15 protein-coding genes are annotated in these 17,444 nt (G+C 61.6%); 9 read left to right on the top strand and 6 right to left on the bottom strand.

Going from position 1 to position 17,444, the window contains the following annotated elements; translation table 11 throughout:
- The first annotated feature begins 211 nt into the window (after nt 1-211).
- From glpD to V6M90_RS25580, 8 genes are all read left to right on the top strand, one after another.
- A complete protein-coding gene (gene glpD, locus V6M90_RS25615) occupies nt 212-1,750 on the top strand; it encodes a glycerol-3-phosphate dehydrogenase (RefSeq protein WP_003172084.1) in 1,539 nt (512 codons plus the stop codon).
- A 314-nt stretch (nt 1,751-2,064) separates the two neighbouring features.
- Nucleotides 2,065-2,991 carry a glutamate/aspartate ABC transporter substrate-binding protein gene (locus tag V6M90_RS25610; protein ID WP_042945595.1) on the top strand — a complete coding sequence of 309 codons (927 nt, stop codon included), beginning with the start codon at nt 2,065-2,067 and terminating at the stop codon, nt 2,989-2,991.
- Between the two features lie 194 nt (nt 2,992-3,185).
- Complete coding sequence (locus V6M90_RS25605; RefSeq protein WP_032891809.1) at nt 3,186-3,932, top strand: amino acid ABC transporter permease; 747 nt, start codon at nt 3,186-3,188, stop codon at nt 3,930-3,932.
- On the top strand, nt 3,932-4,603 hold the full coding sequence (locus V6M90_RS25600) for an amino acid ABC transporter permease (protein WP_078823438.1): 672 nt from the start codon (nt 3,932-3,934) through the stop codon (nt 4,601-4,603). The genes V6M90_RS25605 and V6M90_RS25600 overlap by 1 nt, the downstream gene beginning before the upstream one ends.
- Entirely contained in the window at nt 4,600-5,334 is a 735-nt protein-coding gene (locus V6M90_RS25595; protein ID WP_003172079.1) for an amino acid ABC transporter ATP-binding protein, read from the top strand. Before V6M90_RS25600 ends, V6M90_RS25595 begins: the two co-directional genes overlap by 4 nt.
- Nucleotides 5,335-5,443: 109 nt before the next feature.
- Complete coding sequence (aauS, locus tag V6M90_RS25590; RefSeq protein ID WP_141064096.1) at nt 5,444-7,345, top strand: two-component sensor histidine kinase AauS; 1,902 nt, start codon at nt 5,444-5,446, stop codon at nt 7,343-7,345.
- Nucleotides 7,342-8,679, top strand: a complete 1,338-nt coding sequence (gene aauR, locus V6M90_RS25585) for a two-component response regulator AauR (protein WP_078731779.1) — start codon at nt 7,342-7,344, stop codon at nt 8,677-8,679. Before aauS ends, aauR begins: the two co-directional genes overlap by 4 nt.
- Nucleotides 8,679-9,017, top strand: coding sequence for a GlpM family protein (locus tag V6M90_RS25580; protein ID WP_003172076.1), 339 nt, complete (start codon nt 8,679-8,681; stop codon nt 9,015-9,017). Before aauR ends, V6M90_RS25580 begins: the two co-directional genes overlap by 1 nt.
- 26 nt (nt 9,018-9,043) lie before the next feature.
- Here the strand turns inward: V6M90_RS25580 and V6M90_RS25575 are convergent, their stop codons facing one another.
- From V6M90_RS25575 to V6M90_RS25550, 6 genes are all read right to left on the bottom strand, one after another.
- A complete protein-coding gene (locus tag V6M90_RS25575; protein ID WP_141064095.1) occupies nt 9,044-10,444 on the bottom strand; it encodes a sigma-54-dependent transcriptional regulator in 1,401 nt (466 codons plus the stop codon).
- Nucleotides 10,434-12,203 carry a sensor histidine kinase gene (locus V6M90_RS25570; RefSeq protein WP_141064094.1) on the bottom strand — a complete coding sequence of 590 codons (1,770 nt, stop codon included), beginning with the start codon at nt 12,201-12,203 and terminating at the stop codon, nt 10,434-10,436. The genes V6M90_RS25575 and V6M90_RS25570 overlap by 11 nt, the downstream gene beginning before the upstream one ends.
- On the bottom strand, nt 12,203-13,327 hold the full coding sequence (locus V6M90_RS25565; protein ID WP_042944239.1) for a GNAT family N-acetyltransferase: 1,125 nt from the start codon (nt 13,325-13,327) through the stop codon (nt 12,203-12,205). The genes V6M90_RS25570 and V6M90_RS25565 overlap by 1 nt, the downstream gene beginning before the upstream one ends.
- 123 nt (nt 13,328-13,450) lie before the next feature.
- On the bottom strand, nt 13,451-14,362 hold the full coding sequence (locus tag V6M90_RS25560; RefSeq protein ID WP_141064093.1) for an alpha/beta hydrolase: 912 nt from the start codon (nt 14,360-14,362) through the stop codon (nt 13,451-13,453).
- Entirely contained in the window at nt 14,359-15,753 is a 1,395-nt protein-coding gene (locus tag V6M90_RS25555; protein ID WP_003172069.1) for an aspartate aminotransferase family protein, read from the bottom strand. Before V6M90_RS25555 ends, V6M90_RS25560 begins: the two co-directional genes overlap by 4 nt.
- Nucleotides 15,746-16,444, bottom strand: coding sequence for an HAD-IB family phosphatase (locus V6M90_RS25550; RefSeq protein ID WP_141064092.1), 699 nt, complete (start codon nt 16,442-16,444; stop codon nt 15,746-15,748). The genes V6M90_RS25555 and V6M90_RS25550 overlap by 8 nt, the downstream gene beginning before the upstream one ends.
- 227 nt (nt 16,445-16,671) lie before the next feature.
- On the opposite strand from V6M90_RS25550, the gene V6M90_RS25545 reads away from it, so the two are divergent.
- Nucleotides 16,672-17,427, top strand: a complete 756-nt coding sequence (locus V6M90_RS25545) for a MipA/OmpV family protein (protein WP_078823430.1) — start codon at nt 16,672-16,674, stop codon at nt 17,425-17,427.
- The last annotated feature ends 17 nt before the right edge of the window (nt 17,428-17,444 follow it).

Genomic DNA, 17,444 nt, shown 5'->3' with positions numbered 1-17,444 from the left:
GCCATCGGGGGCAAGCCCCCGATCGCGATTTATCCAGCGCCTTTTTCTCAAGCCTTCCCCAGGCTCATGTTCACAATTCTTCCTTTTCCCGCCCTTCGATGAGTTTTTTCAATCGAATTCGAGTGGCTGTGTCTGCGTTTATCAGCTACCATTTTCGCAAATGAACATTAATGTTCGAATTCCAATACGAAAAAGATCGCGAGGCCAGCCGATGAACCCTTCTACCTTGCCTGCTCCACCGCTTGCCGAAGTCTATGACGTCGCCGTTATCGGCGGCGGGATCAATGGCGTCGGCATTGCAGCAGACGCAGCCGGGCGCGGTTTGTCGGTATTCCTTTGCGAAAAGGATGACCTGGCCAGCCACACATCCTCCGCCAGCAGCAAGCTGATCCACGGCGGCCTGCGCTACCTGGAACATTACGAATTCCGCCTGGTGCGCGAAGCCCTGGCCGAACGTGAAGTGTTACTGGCCAAGGCCCCGCACATCGTCAAACAGATGCGTTTTGTATTGCCGCACCGCCCGCACCTGCGTCCGGCGTGGATGATTCGCGCCGGCCTGTTCCTGTACGACCACTTGGGCAAGCGTGAAAAGCTCGCCGGGTCCAAAAGCCTCAAGTTCGGTGCCGACAGCCCGCTGAAAAGCGAAATCACCAAAGGCTTCGAATACTCCGATTGCTGGGTCGATGACGCCCGCCTGGTGGTACTCAATGCCATGGCGGCCCGCGAAAAAGGCGCGCACATCCACACGCAGACCCGCTGCATCAGCGCACACCGCAGCAATGGCCTGTGGGAAATGAACATGGAACGCACCGACGGCAGCCTGTTTTCGATCCGTGCCCGCGCGCTGGTAAACGCGGCGGGCCCGTGGGTCGCCAAGTTCATCAAGGACGACCTCAAGCTGGACTCGCCCTACGGCATCCGCCTGATCCAGGGCAGCCACCTGATCGTGCCGAAGCTGTACGAAGGCGCCCACGCGCACATTCTGCAAAACGAAGACCAGCGCATCGTGTTCACCATCCCGTACCTGAACCACCTGACCATCATCGGCACCACCGACCGCGAATACACCGGCGACCCGGCGAAAGTGGCAATTACCGAAGGTGAAACCGACTACATGCTCAACGTGGTCAATGCGCACTTCAAGAAGCAACTGAGCCGCGACGACATCGTCCACACCTATTCCGGCGTACGCCCACTGTGCAACGACGAGTCGGACAACCCCTCGGCGATCACCCGTGACTACACGCTGTCGCTGTCCGGAGGCACGGGCGAGGCGCCGATCCTGTCGGTGTTCGGTGGCAAGCTGACGACCTACCGCAAGCTCGCCGAGTCGGCGATGGCGCAACTGGCACCGTATTTCACCCAGATGCGCCCGAGCTGGACCGCCAAGGCCAGCCTGCCGGGCGGCGAAGACATGACCACGCCAGAGGCCCTGGCCGACGCCATTCGCAGCAAATTCGACTGGCTGCCGAGCGAAATCGCACGCCGCTGGTCCACCACCTACGGCAGCCGCACCTGGCGCCTGCTCGAAGGCGTGCAGTCGCTCGCCGACCTGGGCGATCACCTGGGTGGCGGCCTGTACACCCGCGAAGTCGACTACCTGTGCGCCGAAGAATGGGTCACTCAACCTCAAGATGTACTGTGGCGGCGTACCAAGCTGGGCCTGTTCACCACCGCGCAGGAACAGGACAACCTGCAACGCTACCTGTCCAAGGTTGAACAAAACCGCAGCAAGACCCAGGCGGCCTGACAGCCCCGTCCTGCAAAAGCCCCTGCGCCGTGAGGCCCAGGGGCTTTTTTATGCCCGGCTGAATATTCGGTTTTCCGAACGCGATGCCTCAACCTATTCGGTTTGCCGGACTATCAGGTTGATTATTTCTCGTCATATAAAGTTAATTATCATATAAATCATACGTTTAATCTTTTATCACTGGCCTGGCACGACTCATGCTCTACACTCTTCGACGATTGCCTGAGGACGCCTCAGGAGCCGTCATGGCATTCGCTGTACAAGAGAGCCGCTCAGCCGGCTTCATAAAAAAAACAAATGTCGAGGAAGTATTGATGCGCATCGTTCCCCATATCCTGGGCGCAGCTATCGCTGCCGCTTTGATCAGCACGCCAGTCTTTGCCGCCGAACTCACCGGCACACTGAAGAAAATCAATGACTCCGGCACCATCACCCTCGCTCACCGCGACAGCTCCATTCCGTTTTCCTACATCGCGGATGGTTCGGGCAAACCGGTTGGCTACTCCCACGACATTCAAGTGGCTGTCGTCGACCAACTGAAAAAAGACCTGAACAAGCCCGACCTGAAGGTCAAGTACAACCTGGTGACCTCGCAAACGCGTATTCCGCTGATCCAGAACGGCACCGCGGACCTGGAATGCGGCTCCACCACCAACAACGCCGAACGCGCCCAGCAAGTCGACTTCACCACCAACATCTTCGAAATCGGCACACGTCTGCTGGTCAAGAAAGACAAGGATGGCAAGCCAAGCTACGCTGACTTCGCCGACCTGAAAGGCAAAAACGTCGTGACCACCGCCGGCACCACGTCCGAGCGCATCATCAAGGCGATGAACGCTGACAAGCAGATGGGCATGAACGTCATCTCCGCCAAGGACCACGGCGAGTCCTTCCAGATGCTCGAAAGCGGCCGCGCCGTTGCGTTCATGATGGACGACGCCCTGCTGGCCGGCGAAGAAGCCAAGGCCAAGAAGCCGGATGACTGGGTCATCACCGGTACTCCGCAGTCCTTCGAAGCGTACGCGTGCATGGTTCGCAAAGGCGATCCGGACTTCAAGAAAGCCGTGGATGACGCCATCGTCGCCCTGTACAAATCCGGCGAGATCAACAAGATCTACAGCAAATGGTTCGAAAGCCCGATCCCACCGAAAGGCCTGAACCTGAACTTCCCGATGAGCGACAAGGTCAAGGAACTGATCAAGAACCCGACCGACAAGCCGGCTCCGGAAGTAAAAATCTGATTCCTGACTAACCTTATCTCCTGGGGGAGCTCACCCTCCCCCAGGCGTCTGTTACTACCTGCTGGCTATAACTTGGAACACTCGACCTGGCGGTTTTCGAGCCGATCGTGTGTGCCTGACGTTCTCCGTCAGGCGGGAATGGATGTTCCCCAAGCGGGTGCTTGTACATCGATCGATCTCGAGGGGAGACCCTAATGAATTACAACTGGGACTGGGGCGTGTTCTTCAAGTCCACCGGCGTGGGCAGCGAGACTTATCTCGACTGGTACATCGCCGGCCTGGGCTGGACCATCGCCATCGCTGTCGTGGCATGGATTATCGCCTTGCTGCTGGGCTCCATTCTGGGGGTCATGCGCACCGTGCCAAACCGTCTCGTATCGGGTATCGCGACCTGCTACGTGGAACTGTTTCGTAACGTGCCGCTGCTGGTTCAGCTGTTCATCTGGTATTTCCTGATACCCGACCTGCTGCCGCAGAACCTGCAGGACTGGTACAAACAAGACCTGAACCCGACCACCTCGGCCTACCTGAGCGTTGTCGTGTGCCTGGGCCTGTTCACCGCCGCTCGTGTGTGCGAACAAGTGCGTACCGGTATCCAGGCGCTGCCACGTGGCCAGGAATCCGCGGCGCGCGCCATGGGCTTCAAGCTGCCGCAGATCTACTGGAACGTGCTGCTGCCCCAGGCCTACCGCATCATCATTCCGCCGCTCACCTCGGAATTCCTCAACGTGTTCAAGAACTCCTCCGTGGCGTCCTTGATCGGCTTGATGGAACTGCTGGCGCAAACCAAGCAGACCGCCGAGTTCTCGGCCAACCTGTTTGAAGCCTTCACCCTGGCCACGCTGATCTACTTCACCCTGAACATGAGCCTGATGCTGCTGATGCGCGTGGTCGAGAAGAAAGTCGCCGTGCCCGGCCTGATCTCCGTGGGGGGTAAATAATGGACTTCGATTTCAGCGGCATCATCCCCGCGATCCCAGGCCTGTGGAACGGCATGGTCATGACCTTGCAGTTGATGGTCATGGGCGTGGTCGGCGGCATCATCCTCGGCACCATCCTGGCCCTGATGCGCCTGTCGTCCAGCAAACTGCTGTCGCGCGTGGCCGGCGCCTACGTGAACTACTTCCGCTCGATCCCGCTGCTGCTGGTGATCACCTGGTTCTACCTGGCGGTGCCGTTCGTGCTGCGCTGGATCACCGGCGAAGACACCCCGATCGGTGCGTTCACCTCCTGCGTCGTGGCCTTCATGATGTTCGAAGCCGCGTACTTCTGCGAAATCGTGCGGGCCGGCGTGCAGTCGATCCCCAAGGGCCAGATGAGCGCAGCACAGGCGATGGGCATGACCTATGGCCAGACCATGCGTCTGATCATCCTGCCCCAGGCGTTCCGCAAGATGACCCCGTTGCTGCTGCAACAGAGCATCATCCTGTTCCAGGACACCTCGCTGGTCTACACCGTGGGCCTGGTGGACTTCCTCAACTCCGCCCGCTCCAACGGCGACATCATCGGCCGCTCCAATGAGTTCCTGATCTTTGCCGGTGTCGTCTACTTCATCATCAGCTTTTCCGCCTCGCTGCTGGTCAAGCGTCTGCAAAAAAGGTTTGCCGTATGATCTCTATCAAGAACATCAACAAGTGGTATGGCGACTTCCAGGTGCTGACCGATTGCAGCACTGATGTCAAAAAAGGCGAAGTGATCGTGGTGTGCGGGCCGTCGGGCTCGGGCAAGTCCACCCTGATCAAGTGCGTCAACGCGCTGGAACCGTTCCAGAAGGGCGACATCGTGGTCGACGGCACCTCCATCGCCGACCCGAAGACCAACCTGCCGAAACTGCGTTCGCGCGTGGGCATGGTGTTCCAGCACTTCGAGCTGTTCCCGCACCTGACCATCACTGAAAACCTGACCATCGCGCAGATCAAGGTGCTGGGCCGCAGCAAGGAAGAAGCCACCCAGAAAGGCCTGCAGCTGCTCGAGCGCGTGGGCCTCTCGGCACATGCCCACAAGCACCCCGGCCAACTCTCCGGCGGCCAGCAACAACGTGTGGCCATCGCCCGCGCCCTGGCCATGGACCCGATCGTCATGCTGTTCGACGAACCGACCTCGGCCCTGGACCCGGAAATGGTCAACGAAGTACTGGACGTGATGGTGCAACTGGCCCAGGAAGGCATGACCATGATGTGCGTGACCCACGAAATGGGCTTTGCCCGCAAAGTGGCCGACCGCGTGATCTTCATGGACGCCGGCAAGATCATCGAAGACTGCCCGAAAGAAGAGTTCTTCGGCGACATCAGCGCCCGCTCCGAACGCGCGCAGCACTTCCTTGAGAAAATCCTGCAGCACTAAGTACTACGCAGCTCCTACTGTGGAAACCGGGTCAATGTGGGAGGGGGCTTGCTCCCTCCCACACCGGACCGCACAGGCCGGCAGCTCTGGTTGACCCAAGGCATCTGTGATGAAATGCGACCCCAACCAATTTCGCGCCGCACCGCCATCACTTGCCGTGAAACCTCGTCTGATTCGCCAACTGTTCCTGCCGCCGTTGACCATCGCACTGATGATCGGCCTGGGTTATATCGGCTTCTGGATCAGCGAGTACTACGGTATCCGCACCCTCAGCGACACCGGCGAACGCCAGTTGGAGCTGCATGCCCGCACGGTCGAAAGCGAACTGAGCAAATACACTTACCTGCCCAGCCTGCTGGAGCTGGAGTCCAGCGTCTCGAAGCTGTTGGCCGATCCAAACCAGGAAACCCGCAAGACCGTCAACGATTACCTCGAAGGCCTGAACCGACGCAGTCGCAGCCGGGCCATCTACGTGATGGACACCACCGGTCGGGTACTGGCCACCAGTAACTGGCGCGATGCCGACAGTTACCAGGGTGAAGACCTGTCCTTTCGCGCCTATTTCCAGAACGCCGTACGCGGCCAGCCCGGACGCTTCTACGGCATCGGCAGCACCAATGGCGAACCCGGCTATTACCTGGCCCATGGCCTGGAAGAACACGGCAAAATCATCGGCGTCGCCGTGGTCAAGGTGCGCCTCGAAGCCCTCGAAGAACGCTGGCAGCGCGCGCGCCTGGAAGCCTTCGTCAGCGACGAGAACGGCATCATCATCCTCTCCAGCGACCCGGCCCGGCGCCTCAAGGCCGTGCGGCCATTGAGCAACGAGACCAAGGAGCGACTGGCCCACAGTCTGCAATATTACTGGGCCACACTGAACGAACTGGAACCCCTGGCCCGTGAGCGGCTCAACGAAGGCACCGAGAAACTGACCTTCCCGGCCAACAGCGAAGTGGTCAACGACGAGCACGCCGTCAGCTACCTGGCGCAAACCCGACCGCTCAATGACACGCCGTGGAATTTCACCCTGCTCACCCCGCTCAACGACCTGCGCCGCGCTGCGATCAACCAGGGCATCCTGGTGGCCGTGGCATTTGGCCTGGTGGCGTTTTTGCTGATCGCCTGGAACGAGCGGCGCAAGGTCATCGCCACCCGTCTCGCCGCACGGGAAGCCTTGCAGGAAGCCAACAGTCAGCTGGAGCGACGGATTGCCGAACGCACCGCCGACCTGCGCGCCAGCAATGAACGGCTCAAGGGCCAGATCCGCGAACGGCGCCAGGCCGAAGAAACCCTGCGCCGTGCCCAGGATGAACTGGTGCAGGCCGGCAAACTCGCCGCTATCGGCCAGATGTCCACCAGCATCGCCCATGAACTGAACCAGCCGTTGGCGGCGCTACGCACCTTGTCCGGCAACACCGTACGTTTCCTTGAGCGCGGCGCTCTGGACACCGCCAGCGCCAACCTCAAGACCATCAACGAACTGATCGACCGCATGGGCCGCATCACCGCCAGCCTGCGCTCCTTTGCCCGGCGCGGTGATGACCAGGGCGAGGCCAGCCTCGCCAAAGCGGTGGACGCCGCGTTCCAGGTACTCGGTGCCCGCCTGGACAGCCTGCCATTGACCGTGCACCGCGACTTTGCCAACGCTGACTTGCAGATTGACCAGACGCGCCTGGAGCAGATCCTGGTCAACCTGATCGGCAACGCCCTCGACGCCATGCAGGCGCAACCGGCTCCCGAGCTGTGGCTGGAAGGCAGCAGCGGCGAAGGCAAATACCGCCTGCAGGTGCGCGACAATGGGCATGGCATCGACGCCGAGACGCGCAAACATCTGTTCGAACCGTTTTTTACCACCAAACCCGGCGAGCAAGGCCTGGGGCTGGGCCTCACGCTATCCGCCAGCCTCGCGGCGGCGACCGGCGGCAACCTCGCCGTGGAACACCCGGCCGGCGGTGGTACTGCCTTTGTCCTGAGCCTGCCGTTGGCGGGCACTCAACCAGCTGAGTCGACATGAATATTGATCCCCAAGACCTCACCGTGCTGATCGTCGAAGACGACCCCCATGTGCTGCTCGGCTGCCAGCAAGCCCTGGCGCTGGAAGACATCCCCAGCGTGGGCGTGGGCAGCGCCGAAGAGGCGTTGACGCGCGTCGGCGAAAACTTCGCGGGCATTGTGATCAGCGACATCCGCCTGCCGGGCATCGACGGCCTGGAGCTGCTCACCCGACTCAAGGCCCTGGATAAAAGCCTGCCGGTGGTACTGATCACCGGGCATGGCGATATCTCCATGGCCGTCGGCGCCATGCGCAACGGCGCCTACGATTTCATGGAGAAACCCTTCTCCCCCGAACGCCTGGTGGACGTCGCCCGCCGCGCCCTGGAACAACGCGGGCTGGCGCGGGAAGTCTGGTCGCTGCGCCGCCAGCTGGCAGAGCGCGACTCCCTGGAAGGCCGCATCATCGGCCGCTCCCCGGCCATGCAGAACCTGCGCGAGCTGATCGCCAACGTCGCCGACACCTCCGCCAACGTGCTGATCGAAGGCGAAACCGGCACCGGCAAGGAACTGGTCGCGCGTTGCCTGCATGATTTCAGCCGGCGCCACGCCCACCAGTTCGTCGCGCTGAACTGCGGCGGCCTGCCGGAGAACCTCTTCGAAAGCGAGATTTTCGGCCACGAGGCCAACGCCTTCACCGGCGCCGGCAAGCGGCGTATCGGCAAGATCGAACACGCCCACGAAGGCACGCTGTTCCTTGATGAAGTGGAAAGCATGCCGATCAACCTGCAGATCAAACTGCTGCGGGTGTTGCAGGAGCGTACATTGGAACGCCTGGGTTCGAACCAGAGCGTGGCAGTGGATTGCCGGGTGATCGCCGCCACCAAGTCCGACCTCGACGAGCTGAGCCGTGCCAGCCAATTCCGCAGCGACCTGTACTATCGCCTCAACGTGGTCACCCTGGAACTGCCACCGCTGCGCGAACGCCGCGAAGACATCCTGCAACTGTTCGAGCATTTCCTGCAGCAGTCATCGCTACGCTTCGACCGCGCCGTGCCGGAGCTGGACAACCAGACCTTGTCGAGCCTGATGAGCCACGACTGGCCGGGCAACGTGCGCGAGCTGCGCAATGTCGCCGAACGCTTCGCCCTCGGCCTGCCCGCCTTCAAGAAAAGCGGCGCCGGCAGCGGCAACCAGGGCGTGGCCTTCACCGAGGCGGTGGAAGCGTTTGAGCGCAACCTGCTCAGCGACGCCCTGCAACGCAGCGGCGGCAACCTGACCCAGGCCAGCCAGGAGCTGGGGATGGCCAAGACCACACTGTTCGACAAGGTCAAGAAATACGGGTTGAGTCACTGATGGATCTGTTCCTGAAGGCCGCCCTTGGCGCGGCGGTGGTACTGATCCTGGCCGCGCTGGCCAAGACCAGAAACTACTACATCGCGGGGTTGGTGCCGCTGTTCCCGACCTTTGCGCTGATCGCCCATTACATCGTCGGCAAGGGCCGTTCGCTGGACGATTTGAAGACCACCATCCTGTTCGGGATGTGGTCGATCATTCCGTACTTTGTGTACCTGGCGACGTTGTACGTGATGGTGGATCGGATGCGGCTGGAGGCCTCTTTAGCCGTAGCAGCGGTAGCGTGGTTGATGGCGGCGACGATCCTGGTGAGTATCTGGGTACGCATCCATACCTGACACTCCACATTTTTATCCCGGTTGAGTCAGCGGACTATCTTGTCGACCTGGATACCCAGCTTTTTCAGGCGATACCAGAAACTGCGTTCAGAGATCCCGATCTTCGCCGCCGCCGCCGCCTGCACCCCATTGCTCTCGTGCAAGGCGGCCAGGATATAGGCCTTCTCCACCTCCGCCAGCGCCGCATCCAGGTCCTGGGGAATGCCCGGTCCGTCGCTGAGGATCGCCGCGACCCCGCCCTCCCCGCTCGGCTTGGACGCAAACAGGTAACCCGGCAAGTCGATATCTTCGATCACCGGTGACGCCGCCACGATGGTCGCGCGCTCCACGCAGTTTTGCAGCTCGCGGATATTGCCCGGCCAGTGATACGCCGCCATGGCCTGCAACGCCTCAGGGCTGAAACCGGTGATGCGTTTGCCGGCGGTGGCGCTGAGCGTCTGGGCGAAGTGACGAGCCAGCGGCGCAATGTCTTCCACGCGCTCGCGCAAGGGCGGCAACGGGATCGGGAACACGTTGAGGCGGTAATACAGGTCTTCGCGAAACTCCTTGTCGGCCACGGCGTCGAGCAGGTTTTTGTTGGTGGCGGCAATCACCCGCACATCCACCTTGCGTTCTCGCGGGTCGCCCACCGGCTCGATCACCCGCTCCTGCAAGGCACGCAGGATCTTGGCCTGCAACGCCAACGGCATGTCACCGACTTCATCGAGAAACAGTGTGCCCTTGTCGGCCTGCATAAAGCGCCCGACCCGGTCGGCCACGGCGCCGGTAAACGCACCCTTGCGATGGCCGAACATCTCGCTTTCCAGCAGCCCTTCGGGGATGGCCGCGCAGTTGACCGCCACGAAGGGCTGGTCGGCACGGCTGCCATGCTTGTGGATGGCACGGGCGACCATTTCCTTGCCGGTGCCGCTTTCGCCGGTCAGCAGGATAGTGGCGCTGCTGTCGCGTACCGAATCCACCGCGTGCAGCACCTTGCGAAACGCCGGGCTGTCGCCCACCAGGCTGTCGAATTGCGCGTGCTCATCCAATTCGGCGCGCAGACGTGCGTTGTCGCGCAGAATGTCGCGAAACTGCAGGGCCTTGGCCACAGTGATGTCCAGTTCGTCGATATCGAACGGCTTGGCGATGTAGTCATAGGCGCCGTTGCGCATCGACTGCACGGCGTTCTTCACCGTGCTGTAGGCGGTCATCACGATCACCGGCACATGGGGGTAGCGCACCTTGATCTCGGCCAGCAGCGCCGGGCCGTCCATGCCCGGCATGCGCCAGTCACTGATCACCAGGTCGATGTCTTCCTGTTCCAGCACCTTGAGCGCGTGCAGGCCGTTGCCGGCGATAAACACCTGGATGCCGTTCTGGCCCAGGGCCGATGCCAGCAGGTCGCACAGCTTGGGTTCGTCGTCGACTACCAGAATGTTATGCGTCATGAGTGTCCTCGTCGTCTTCGCCCATCGCTGGAATGTACAGGCTGAAGGTGGCGCCGGCATCTTTCTCGCTGGCGCATTCAATGCTGCCGTCGTGACTTTCCATGATCGAATAGACCTTGGCCAGGCCCAGCCCGGTGCCCGAGGCCTTGGTGGTGACGAAAGGCGTAAAGATGCGCTCGATCATGTCGGCCGCAATGCCTTGGCCGGAGTCGGCAATGCTGATAACCGTGTTGCCGTCCGCCGTGCGAATCCCCACGGTCAGCCGCCCACCGTCGGGCATCGCATCGATGGCGTTGAGAATCAGGTTGAGGCACGCCTGCTTGAGCTGCTTGGCGTCCGCGTAGATCGTCGCGCCCGGCGCCTGGTCGTCGATCTGCGCATCGATGTTATGTGTCGCCAGCTCCGGCGCGCAGAAGCCCAGGATCTCCTCCACCAGTGGGCGCGCCGGCTGCAACGCGCGCAGCGGCGGGTTGGGCTTGGCGAAATCGAGGAACTCGGTGATCAGGTCGTTGATGCGGCTGACTTCGCTGATCACGTATTCCAAGTGGCGCTTGTCGGTGTCCGGCAGGTCGGCGCGGCGGTGCAACAACTGGGTGGCGGTCTTGATGATGCCCAGCGGGTTGCGGATCTCGTGGGCCAGGCCCATGGCGACTTCACCCAGCGCATGCAGGCGGTCACGTCGGCGCAGCTGGGCCTCGAGGTGATGCAACTCGCCCAGGCGCTCGGTCATATGGTTGAAGGTGCTGCTCAACTGCGCCAGCTCATCGCCGCCGCTGACCGCCACGCGGTGCGTGTAATTGCCCGAGATCACCGCCCCCACGCCTTCGGACAAATCCCGCAGCGGCCGGGTCAGGCGCCGCGACACCAGTACCCCCGCCGCGAGCGACAGCGCCGAGCTGACCAGAAAAATCAGCACGAACAGGTTGCTCTGGTTGACCAGCCCCATCAGGCTGCTATGGCGCAGCAGGCCGCTGAAGATCACGCCTTGCAAGTCACCGGCATCGTTGAAGATCGGCCAGTACAAGCCGCTGTAGTTATTGGTGAACTGCTCGCTGGGCTGGCGAGTGGCGCGCATGGCGGTTTCGACAGTCTTGGGGATGCGCGAGGGGTGATCCTCGAAGCGCTGGGTCGAGAAGATTTCCGAGAACCCGTCCGGGTTGGCCAGGTACAGGCGCAGGTCGAGGGAATGCACATCGGCCACGCTGGTCAGGAAACTGCTGTCCAGGTAGGTACCGACCAGCAGCAGGTAGTCGACACCGTCCCGGCTGGTCTCGAAAGTGGAGACCACGATACCGGTGGTGGCCCCGCCCACCTTGACCGTTTGCAGCACCGTATTCTTGGCCAGGCTGATCTGTTGCACGATGTCATCGGCGGCGGTGGTGAACACCACTTTTCGATCACTGGCGCGAATCAGCGCCACCACGTCGATGTCCGTGGCATCGGCGATGTCGGCCGTCAGCCGGTCATGGCGGGCGGCTTGCTTGTTGTCCGGCGGGCTGATGTAGCGCAGGAACAGCTTGGCCATGCGCGCGTTGTCGTGAAGGATGTCGCCGATCTCGTCCTTGACGATCTTGGTCGACTCTTGCAGCCAGATGCGCACGTTGCTGTCGAAAATCTGCGACAGCGTGCTAGCGGCCAACTCCGCCGCAATCATGGTGGGAATCACACTCACCAACCAGAACGCCAGCACCAGCTTGCGCTGGACGCTCCAGCGCGAAATGGCAAAGGGGCGGGCTTTCTGGCGGGTCTTGGTGATCATCAGGTTTCGCTTATCGCAGCAGCCATGGCAGGGTCGGAACGATCCGGTCGAATAAACAGTTTTACCAACTTGAGCAGGCCGTTGACCAGCCGGTTGCGATGCCGGAAGAACACGCTGTTGCCCTGGAACTCGCAGCCCAGGCGCAGCTTACTGGCATACCCGGCCTGGCCGCACTCGTATAACGCAATATTGTGCCGAATACAGTACTCGACGTTGGTCAGCCAACTGCGAAAGTACAGGTTGTAGTCACGGGTAAACGCCACGTCATGCCCGAAAAACTTGTCCACCAGCCGCTGTTCGTCGACCAGCATCAGGTTGAACGCCACCAAGTGCTCGTCCACCCAGTAAAGCGCACACACCGCACGCGACTCCAGGCGTTCGAGCACACCGGTAAAGTAGCTGGCGGGCAGGCGCTCGAACTGCAACTCGGCGCGGGTCAGCGTGGCTTCGTACAGGCGCATGACCTCAGGCAGCACGTCGTCGATATTGCGCCGCCATTCCACCCGAGGGCCGGGCGCGCGCAGTTTGCGGCGCAGGTCCTTGCGCGTGGATTTACCCAGCGAGCCGAGGTAAGCGTCCACCGAACCGTAGGGCAACGGCAATACACCTGTGGGCAAACTCGGCATCGTCTGGAAACCGGCGGCACGGCAACTGTCGACCCAGTGCGGATCGTTGCTCGGTGCGTCCTTGACCGCCAACAGGCCGATGCCGAAATCATCGGCGTCGTGGCGCGCGGCGTGCAGCACATGCTTGAGCAACAGCGGGCGGCGCGACTCGGGCACGTGGCTGGCAAATCCGGCATCACAGCGCTCGGCCACCGGCGAGCCGATGGCGTACAGCCCCAGTTGCAACACGCCCGGCCACAGCCGCTCCAGGCGTTCGGTCAAGCGCTTGCCGGCGCCGGACACCGTGGTGTCGAGGCGGTAATGGGTGATGAACGCGGGCGCGACCGCCACCAGGGTTCCATCTTCGTAAACCGCCAGGTAGCGCCACTGGAAATCAGCGATGGCGGCGTTTTCCACGGCGACGTAATAGTCCCAGTCCTCCAGGGCACCCGGAAAACAATCGTTCCAGGCACTGCGCTGGAGGGCCCGGATGGTGGCGAAGGCTTGGGTGGTGATCACGTCTACTTCCAGTTGGAGTTGTTGTGGTGAAAAGGATGTTTGTGGTGAGCGGGCTTGTCGAATCGTCGCACCGCCCGCGCCGGGTGGCGAAGCCACCCCATTCCAGGCACGAAATATCTCCAGCTAGATCGCGATGGCGGGTTTTGGGGCGGCTTCGCCACCCAGCGCGGGACAAGCCTGCTCACCACAACAGCACTGCTCACCACAGGAAACTTGCCGGCTGATGAAGTCGGCACTCAACTCGATCACCCGCCGGTATTGCAGGTCGACGGTGATCATGTGGTAGCAGTTGTCCAGCAGGACCTTGGTCACCGGCCCGCCGAGGTGGCGCTCCACGTAATCGGCGTTCCAGCGGCTGGTGATGTCGTCCTCGATGGAGTGCAGCACCAGGGCCGGGACCTTGATCCGGGGCATGCGTTTCTTGACCACCGCGTTCATCCAGTGCAACTCGCGCACGGTGACGCCTTCCATGGTCAACAACCCCGCTTCGCTGCTCTGGCCCTCCTTCATCTGCCGCTCGACGATCGCCCGCAGCCGTTCATTCTTGATGCCGTACGGCGGCTTCTCGGTGAAGCGGAACAAGCGCACGCCGAAAGGAATGCGGATCAGCAACGGCGTGATAAACGCCATTTTGCTGATGCTCCAACCGTCGTACCTCAAGGTGGTGGAATACATCAGCAAGCCGGCGACCTGGCCCGGATGCTCGGAGGCCAGGTACATCGACATCACCGCGCCCATGGACAAGCCACCGACAAACACCTGCGCGTGCCGCCGCTTGATCTGCACGAAGGTCTTGCGCACGCCTTCGTACCAGTCCAGCCAACCGGTGGCCTGCAGGTCGCTGTTGTCACCGCAGTGCCCGGCCAGGGTGGGCACATACACCGTGCAATTGCCCACCTTGGCCAGGCCCTTGGCGACCTGGCGCAGTTCGGTCGGGGTGCCGGTCAGGCCGTGGATCAACAGGATCCCGACCGGACCCTCACCGAGAACGAAGCCGGCATCACCTTCACCGAGGTCGATCTCTGCACTGTTCACCGGTTGGTTGCCCGCACCAGCAATTGTTCCAGCAGCTTCAGGCCCAGCTCGATTTCCGGGTAGCTGATTTCCAGGGACGGGGCCAGGGTGATCACGTTCTTGTAGTAACCGCCCACGTCGAGGATCAGGCCGAGTTTGCGGCCATCGACCACCATGTCGCCCTTCATGCCTTCTTCGACCATGTAGTCCAGGGTCGCCTTATCCGGCGTGAAACCATCCGGTCCGCAGATTTCGCAGCGCAGGGCCAGGCCCAGGCCGTCGACGTCGCCGATGATCGGGAAGCGTTTTTGCAGGTCCTGCAGGCCTTCGAGGAAGAATTTGCCCTTGGCCATGACCATCGCGCCGTAGTCGACTTCGTTGGTCATCTTGAACATTTCCAGGCCCACCGCGGTGCCCAACGGGTTGGAAGCGAAGGTGGAATGGGTGGAGCCTGGCGGGAAGACCTTAGGGTTGATCAACTCTTCACGGGCCCAGATACCGCCCAGTGGGTTGAGGCCGTTGGTCAGCGCCTTGCCGAAAACGATCACATCCGGCTGCACGTCGAAATGCTCGATCGACCAGAGTTTGCCGGTGCGGTAGAAGCCCATCTGGATTTCATCGGACACCATCAGGATGCCGTGCTGATCCAATACCTGCTTGAGTTCACGGTAGAAGTTCATCGGCGGGATCACGTAGCCGCCGGTGCCCTGGATCGGCTCGACGTAGAACGCGGCGTATTCACTCTGGCCGACTTTCGGGTCCCACACGCCGTTGTATTCGGTCTCGAACAGGCGGGCGAATTGCTGCACGCAATGGCTGCCGTATTCCTCTTTCGTCATGCCCTTGGGGCCACGGAAGTGATAGGGGAACGGGATGAATTGCGCACGCTCACCGAAGTGACCGTAGCGACGACGGTAGCGGTAGCTGGAGGTGATCGACGAGGCGCCGAGGGTCCGCCCGTGGTAGCCGCCTTCGAACGCGAACATCAGGCTCTTGCCGTTGGTGGCGTTGCGCACCACCTTCAAGGAGTCTTCGATCGATTGCGAACCGCCGACGTTGAAGTGCACGCGACCGTCGAGGCCGAACTTGTTCTTGGCATCCACCGCGATCATTTCCGACAGCTCGATCTTGCCCTTGTGCAGGTACTGGCTGGCGATTTGCGGCAGGGTGTCGATCTGCTGTTTCAGCGCATTATTCAGGCGCGGGTTGGCGTAGCCGAAGTTGACCGCCGAGTACCACATTTGCAGGTCGAGGTAGGCCTGGTCTTCGGTGTCCCATACATAGGAGCCTTCGCAACGGCTGAAGATACGCGGCGGCTCGATGTAATGGACGGTGTCGCCGTAGGAGCAGTACTTGGCTTCCTTATCCAGAAGGACCTGGTCTTCGGCGGTGGCGATGCGGATATCAGACATGATGGAAGAGTTCCTGGTTGTCAGTCGTAAAGGAGGTGGCGTTGGCGGCGACGCTTTGCGGCAGCTGCGCGAGCAGCGCAGGCACTTGGGCGAAGCAGTCGAAGCGCGCATGGGGAATCTGGTGGGCGACGCAGTACTCGGCGAGGCTGCCCTTGGCGAACACGAAGTCGGCGGTGGAGGCCACGCACATATCGGACTTGCCGTCGCCGATCACCAGCACGCGCTTGTTGCTCGGCGTGGACTTGCATTTGCAGTTGCCCGACGCCGCGCGGCAGGCATCGCTTGAATAGGGGAAGTCGATGCGCCAGCTGTTCTGGTCAACCTGCCGCAGGCGATTGGCGAGAATCGGCAGCAGGGTCACGTAGTTGCGCGACAGAATCCGCGCGATGCCTTGTTCGATGCCGTCGCTGACCACTTCGAGGGACGCGCCCAGGCCGATCACGTGATCGACGAAATCCGGGAAGTCCGGGTCGATCTCGACGCTGTCGAAATACGCCAGCAACTCGGCGGGCGTGGCCTTGATCAGCGCCAATTGGCGGCTCAGGCATTCGCGTGAACCGATGTGTCCATCCAGCCATAGCTGTTCGATGGTTTCCCATTCGGGGCCGGCGAAGCGTTGGAGGACGTTGTCGATGACGTCGGTGGGGGTGATGGTCCCGTCGAAGTCGCACACGATATGCCAGTCGATCATTGCGGTTACCTTGATGGAGTGCGCTGTCTGCGCTTGCACCAGGGGTAGAGCAGGGACTGTGCCAATTGGCCATAACCCAATGGAACCGGGGCTTTGCTCGGTGTGTGCGGGGGATTTGTGTCGTGCAAGCTACAATTTTTGTAGCTTGCTACAAACAAGATGAGTGCTTGCACAGGCGCGCAGGTTTGCGCGTTCATGCGCGTGTATTCACTCAAGGAACTGTGACCATGTTGCGGATCACATGCGCTGCACTGGCCGGCTTATTGAGCCTCACCGCCCAGGCTCAAGGCATCACCGGTGACGTCGGCGCAGGCGTCAGCTACCAACCCCATGACCCCACCGGCAGTCGCTATGAAACCCGGCCGGTGCCGTATCTCGACCTGGACTGGGGCTCCGTGAGCCTGGGCACCGACGACGGCCTGACGTGGAGCGCGCTGGACACCCACGGTTTTACGGCCGGCCCGTATATCAATTATTTGCAGGGACGCACCTCCAACGGCTCGCTGCAAGGCCTGCGCAATGTGTCGGACATGGCCGAGGTCGGGGGTTTCATCCAATACGCGCCGGCCGACTTCTGGCGCGTCTATGCGCAACTGGGCCAGGCCGTCGGCGGCGGCCACGCGCAGAGCGGCGCGCTGGGCAAGGTCGGTGGCGAACTGGGCTACCCGCTGGGCGGCGGGATCATCGGCAGCAGCGGCCTGGTGGCGCACTTCGCCGACGCGCGCCAGACCCAGACGTTTTTCGGCGTGGATGCCAACGAAGCGGCAGCTACGGGTTTCAAGGCCTACAACGCCAGTGGCGGTTTCCAGAACGTGACGTTGAACCAGAGTTTTCAGTTTCCGCTGGCCCCCAACTGGTCACTGCTGACCAGCGCCAGCTGGGTACACCTGGTGGGTTCGGCGGCGGGCAGCAGCATCGTCCGGCAGACCGGCGAGGTGAACCAGGGACAGGTGCAGACGGCGATCAGCTACACCTTCGACTAACTCACACGGGTTAAAAA

Origin of the sequence: Pseudomonas lactucae (genome assembly GCF_036688725.1) — a bacterium.
Taxonomy (GTDB): Bacteria; Pseudomonadota; Gammaproteobacteria; order Pseudomonadales; family Pseudomonadaceae; genus Aquipseudomonas; species Aquipseudomonas lactucae.
The sequence above is the reverse complement of the archived record's forward strand: the minus strand, read 5'-3'. Positions and strand labels throughout refer to the sequence as shown.

What these genes read in the sequence shown, in the direction of transcription:
- glpD (WP_003172084.1), top strand. Translation starts at nt 212, where the DNA reads ATGAACCCTTCTACCTTGCCTGCTCCACCGCTTGCCGAAGTCTATGAC.
- V6M90_RS25610 (WP_042945595.1), top strand. Translation starts at nt 2,065, where the DNA reads ATGCGCATCGTTCCCCATATCCTGGGCGCAGCTATCGCTGCCGCTTTG.
- V6M90_RS25605 (WP_032891809.1), top strand. Translation starts at nt 3,186, where the DNA reads ATGAATTACAACTGGGACTGGGGCGTGTTCTTCAAGTCCACCGGCGTG.
- V6M90_RS25600 (WP_078823438.1), top strand. Translation starts at nt 3,932, where the DNA reads ATGGACTTCGATTTCAGCGGCATCATCCCCGCGATCCCAGGCCTGTGG.
- V6M90_RS25595 (WP_003172079.1), top strand. Translation starts at nt 4,600, where the DNA reads ATGATCTCTATCAAGAACATCAACAAGTGGTATGGCGACTTCCAGGTG.
- aauS (WP_141064096.1), top strand. Translation starts at nt 5,444, where the DNA reads ATGAAATGCGACCCCAACCAATTTCGCGCCGCACCGCCATCACTTGCC.
- aauR (WP_078731779.1), top strand. Translation starts at nt 7,342, where the DNA reads ATGAATATTGATCCCCAAGACCTCACCGTGCTGATCGTCGAAGACGAC.
- V6M90_RS25580 (WP_003172076.1), top strand. Translation starts at nt 8,679, where the DNA reads ATGGATCTGTTCCTGAAGGCCGCCCTTGGCGCGGCGGTGGTACTGATC.
- V6M90_RS25575 (WP_141064095.1), bottom strand. Translation starts at nt 10,444, where the DNA reads ATGACGCATAACATTCTGGTAGTCGACGACGAACCCAAGCTGTGCGAC.
- V6M90_RS25570 (WP_141064094.1), bottom strand. Translation starts at nt 12,203, where the DNA reads ATGATCACCAAGACCCGCCAGAAAGCCCGCCCCTTTGCCATTTCGCGC.
- V6M90_RS25555 (WP_003172069.1), bottom strand. Translation starts at nt 15,753, where the DNA reads ATGTCTGATATCCGCATCGCCACCGCCGAAGACCAGGTCCTTCTGGAT.
- V6M90_RS25550 (WP_141064092.1), bottom strand. Translation starts at nt 16,444, where the DNA reads ATGATCGACTGGCATATCGTGTGCGACTTCGACGGGACCATCACCCCC.
- V6M90_RS25545 (WP_078823430.1), top strand. Translation starts at nt 16,672, where the DNA reads ATGTTGCGGATCACATGCGCTGCACTGGCCGGCTTATTGAGCCTCACC.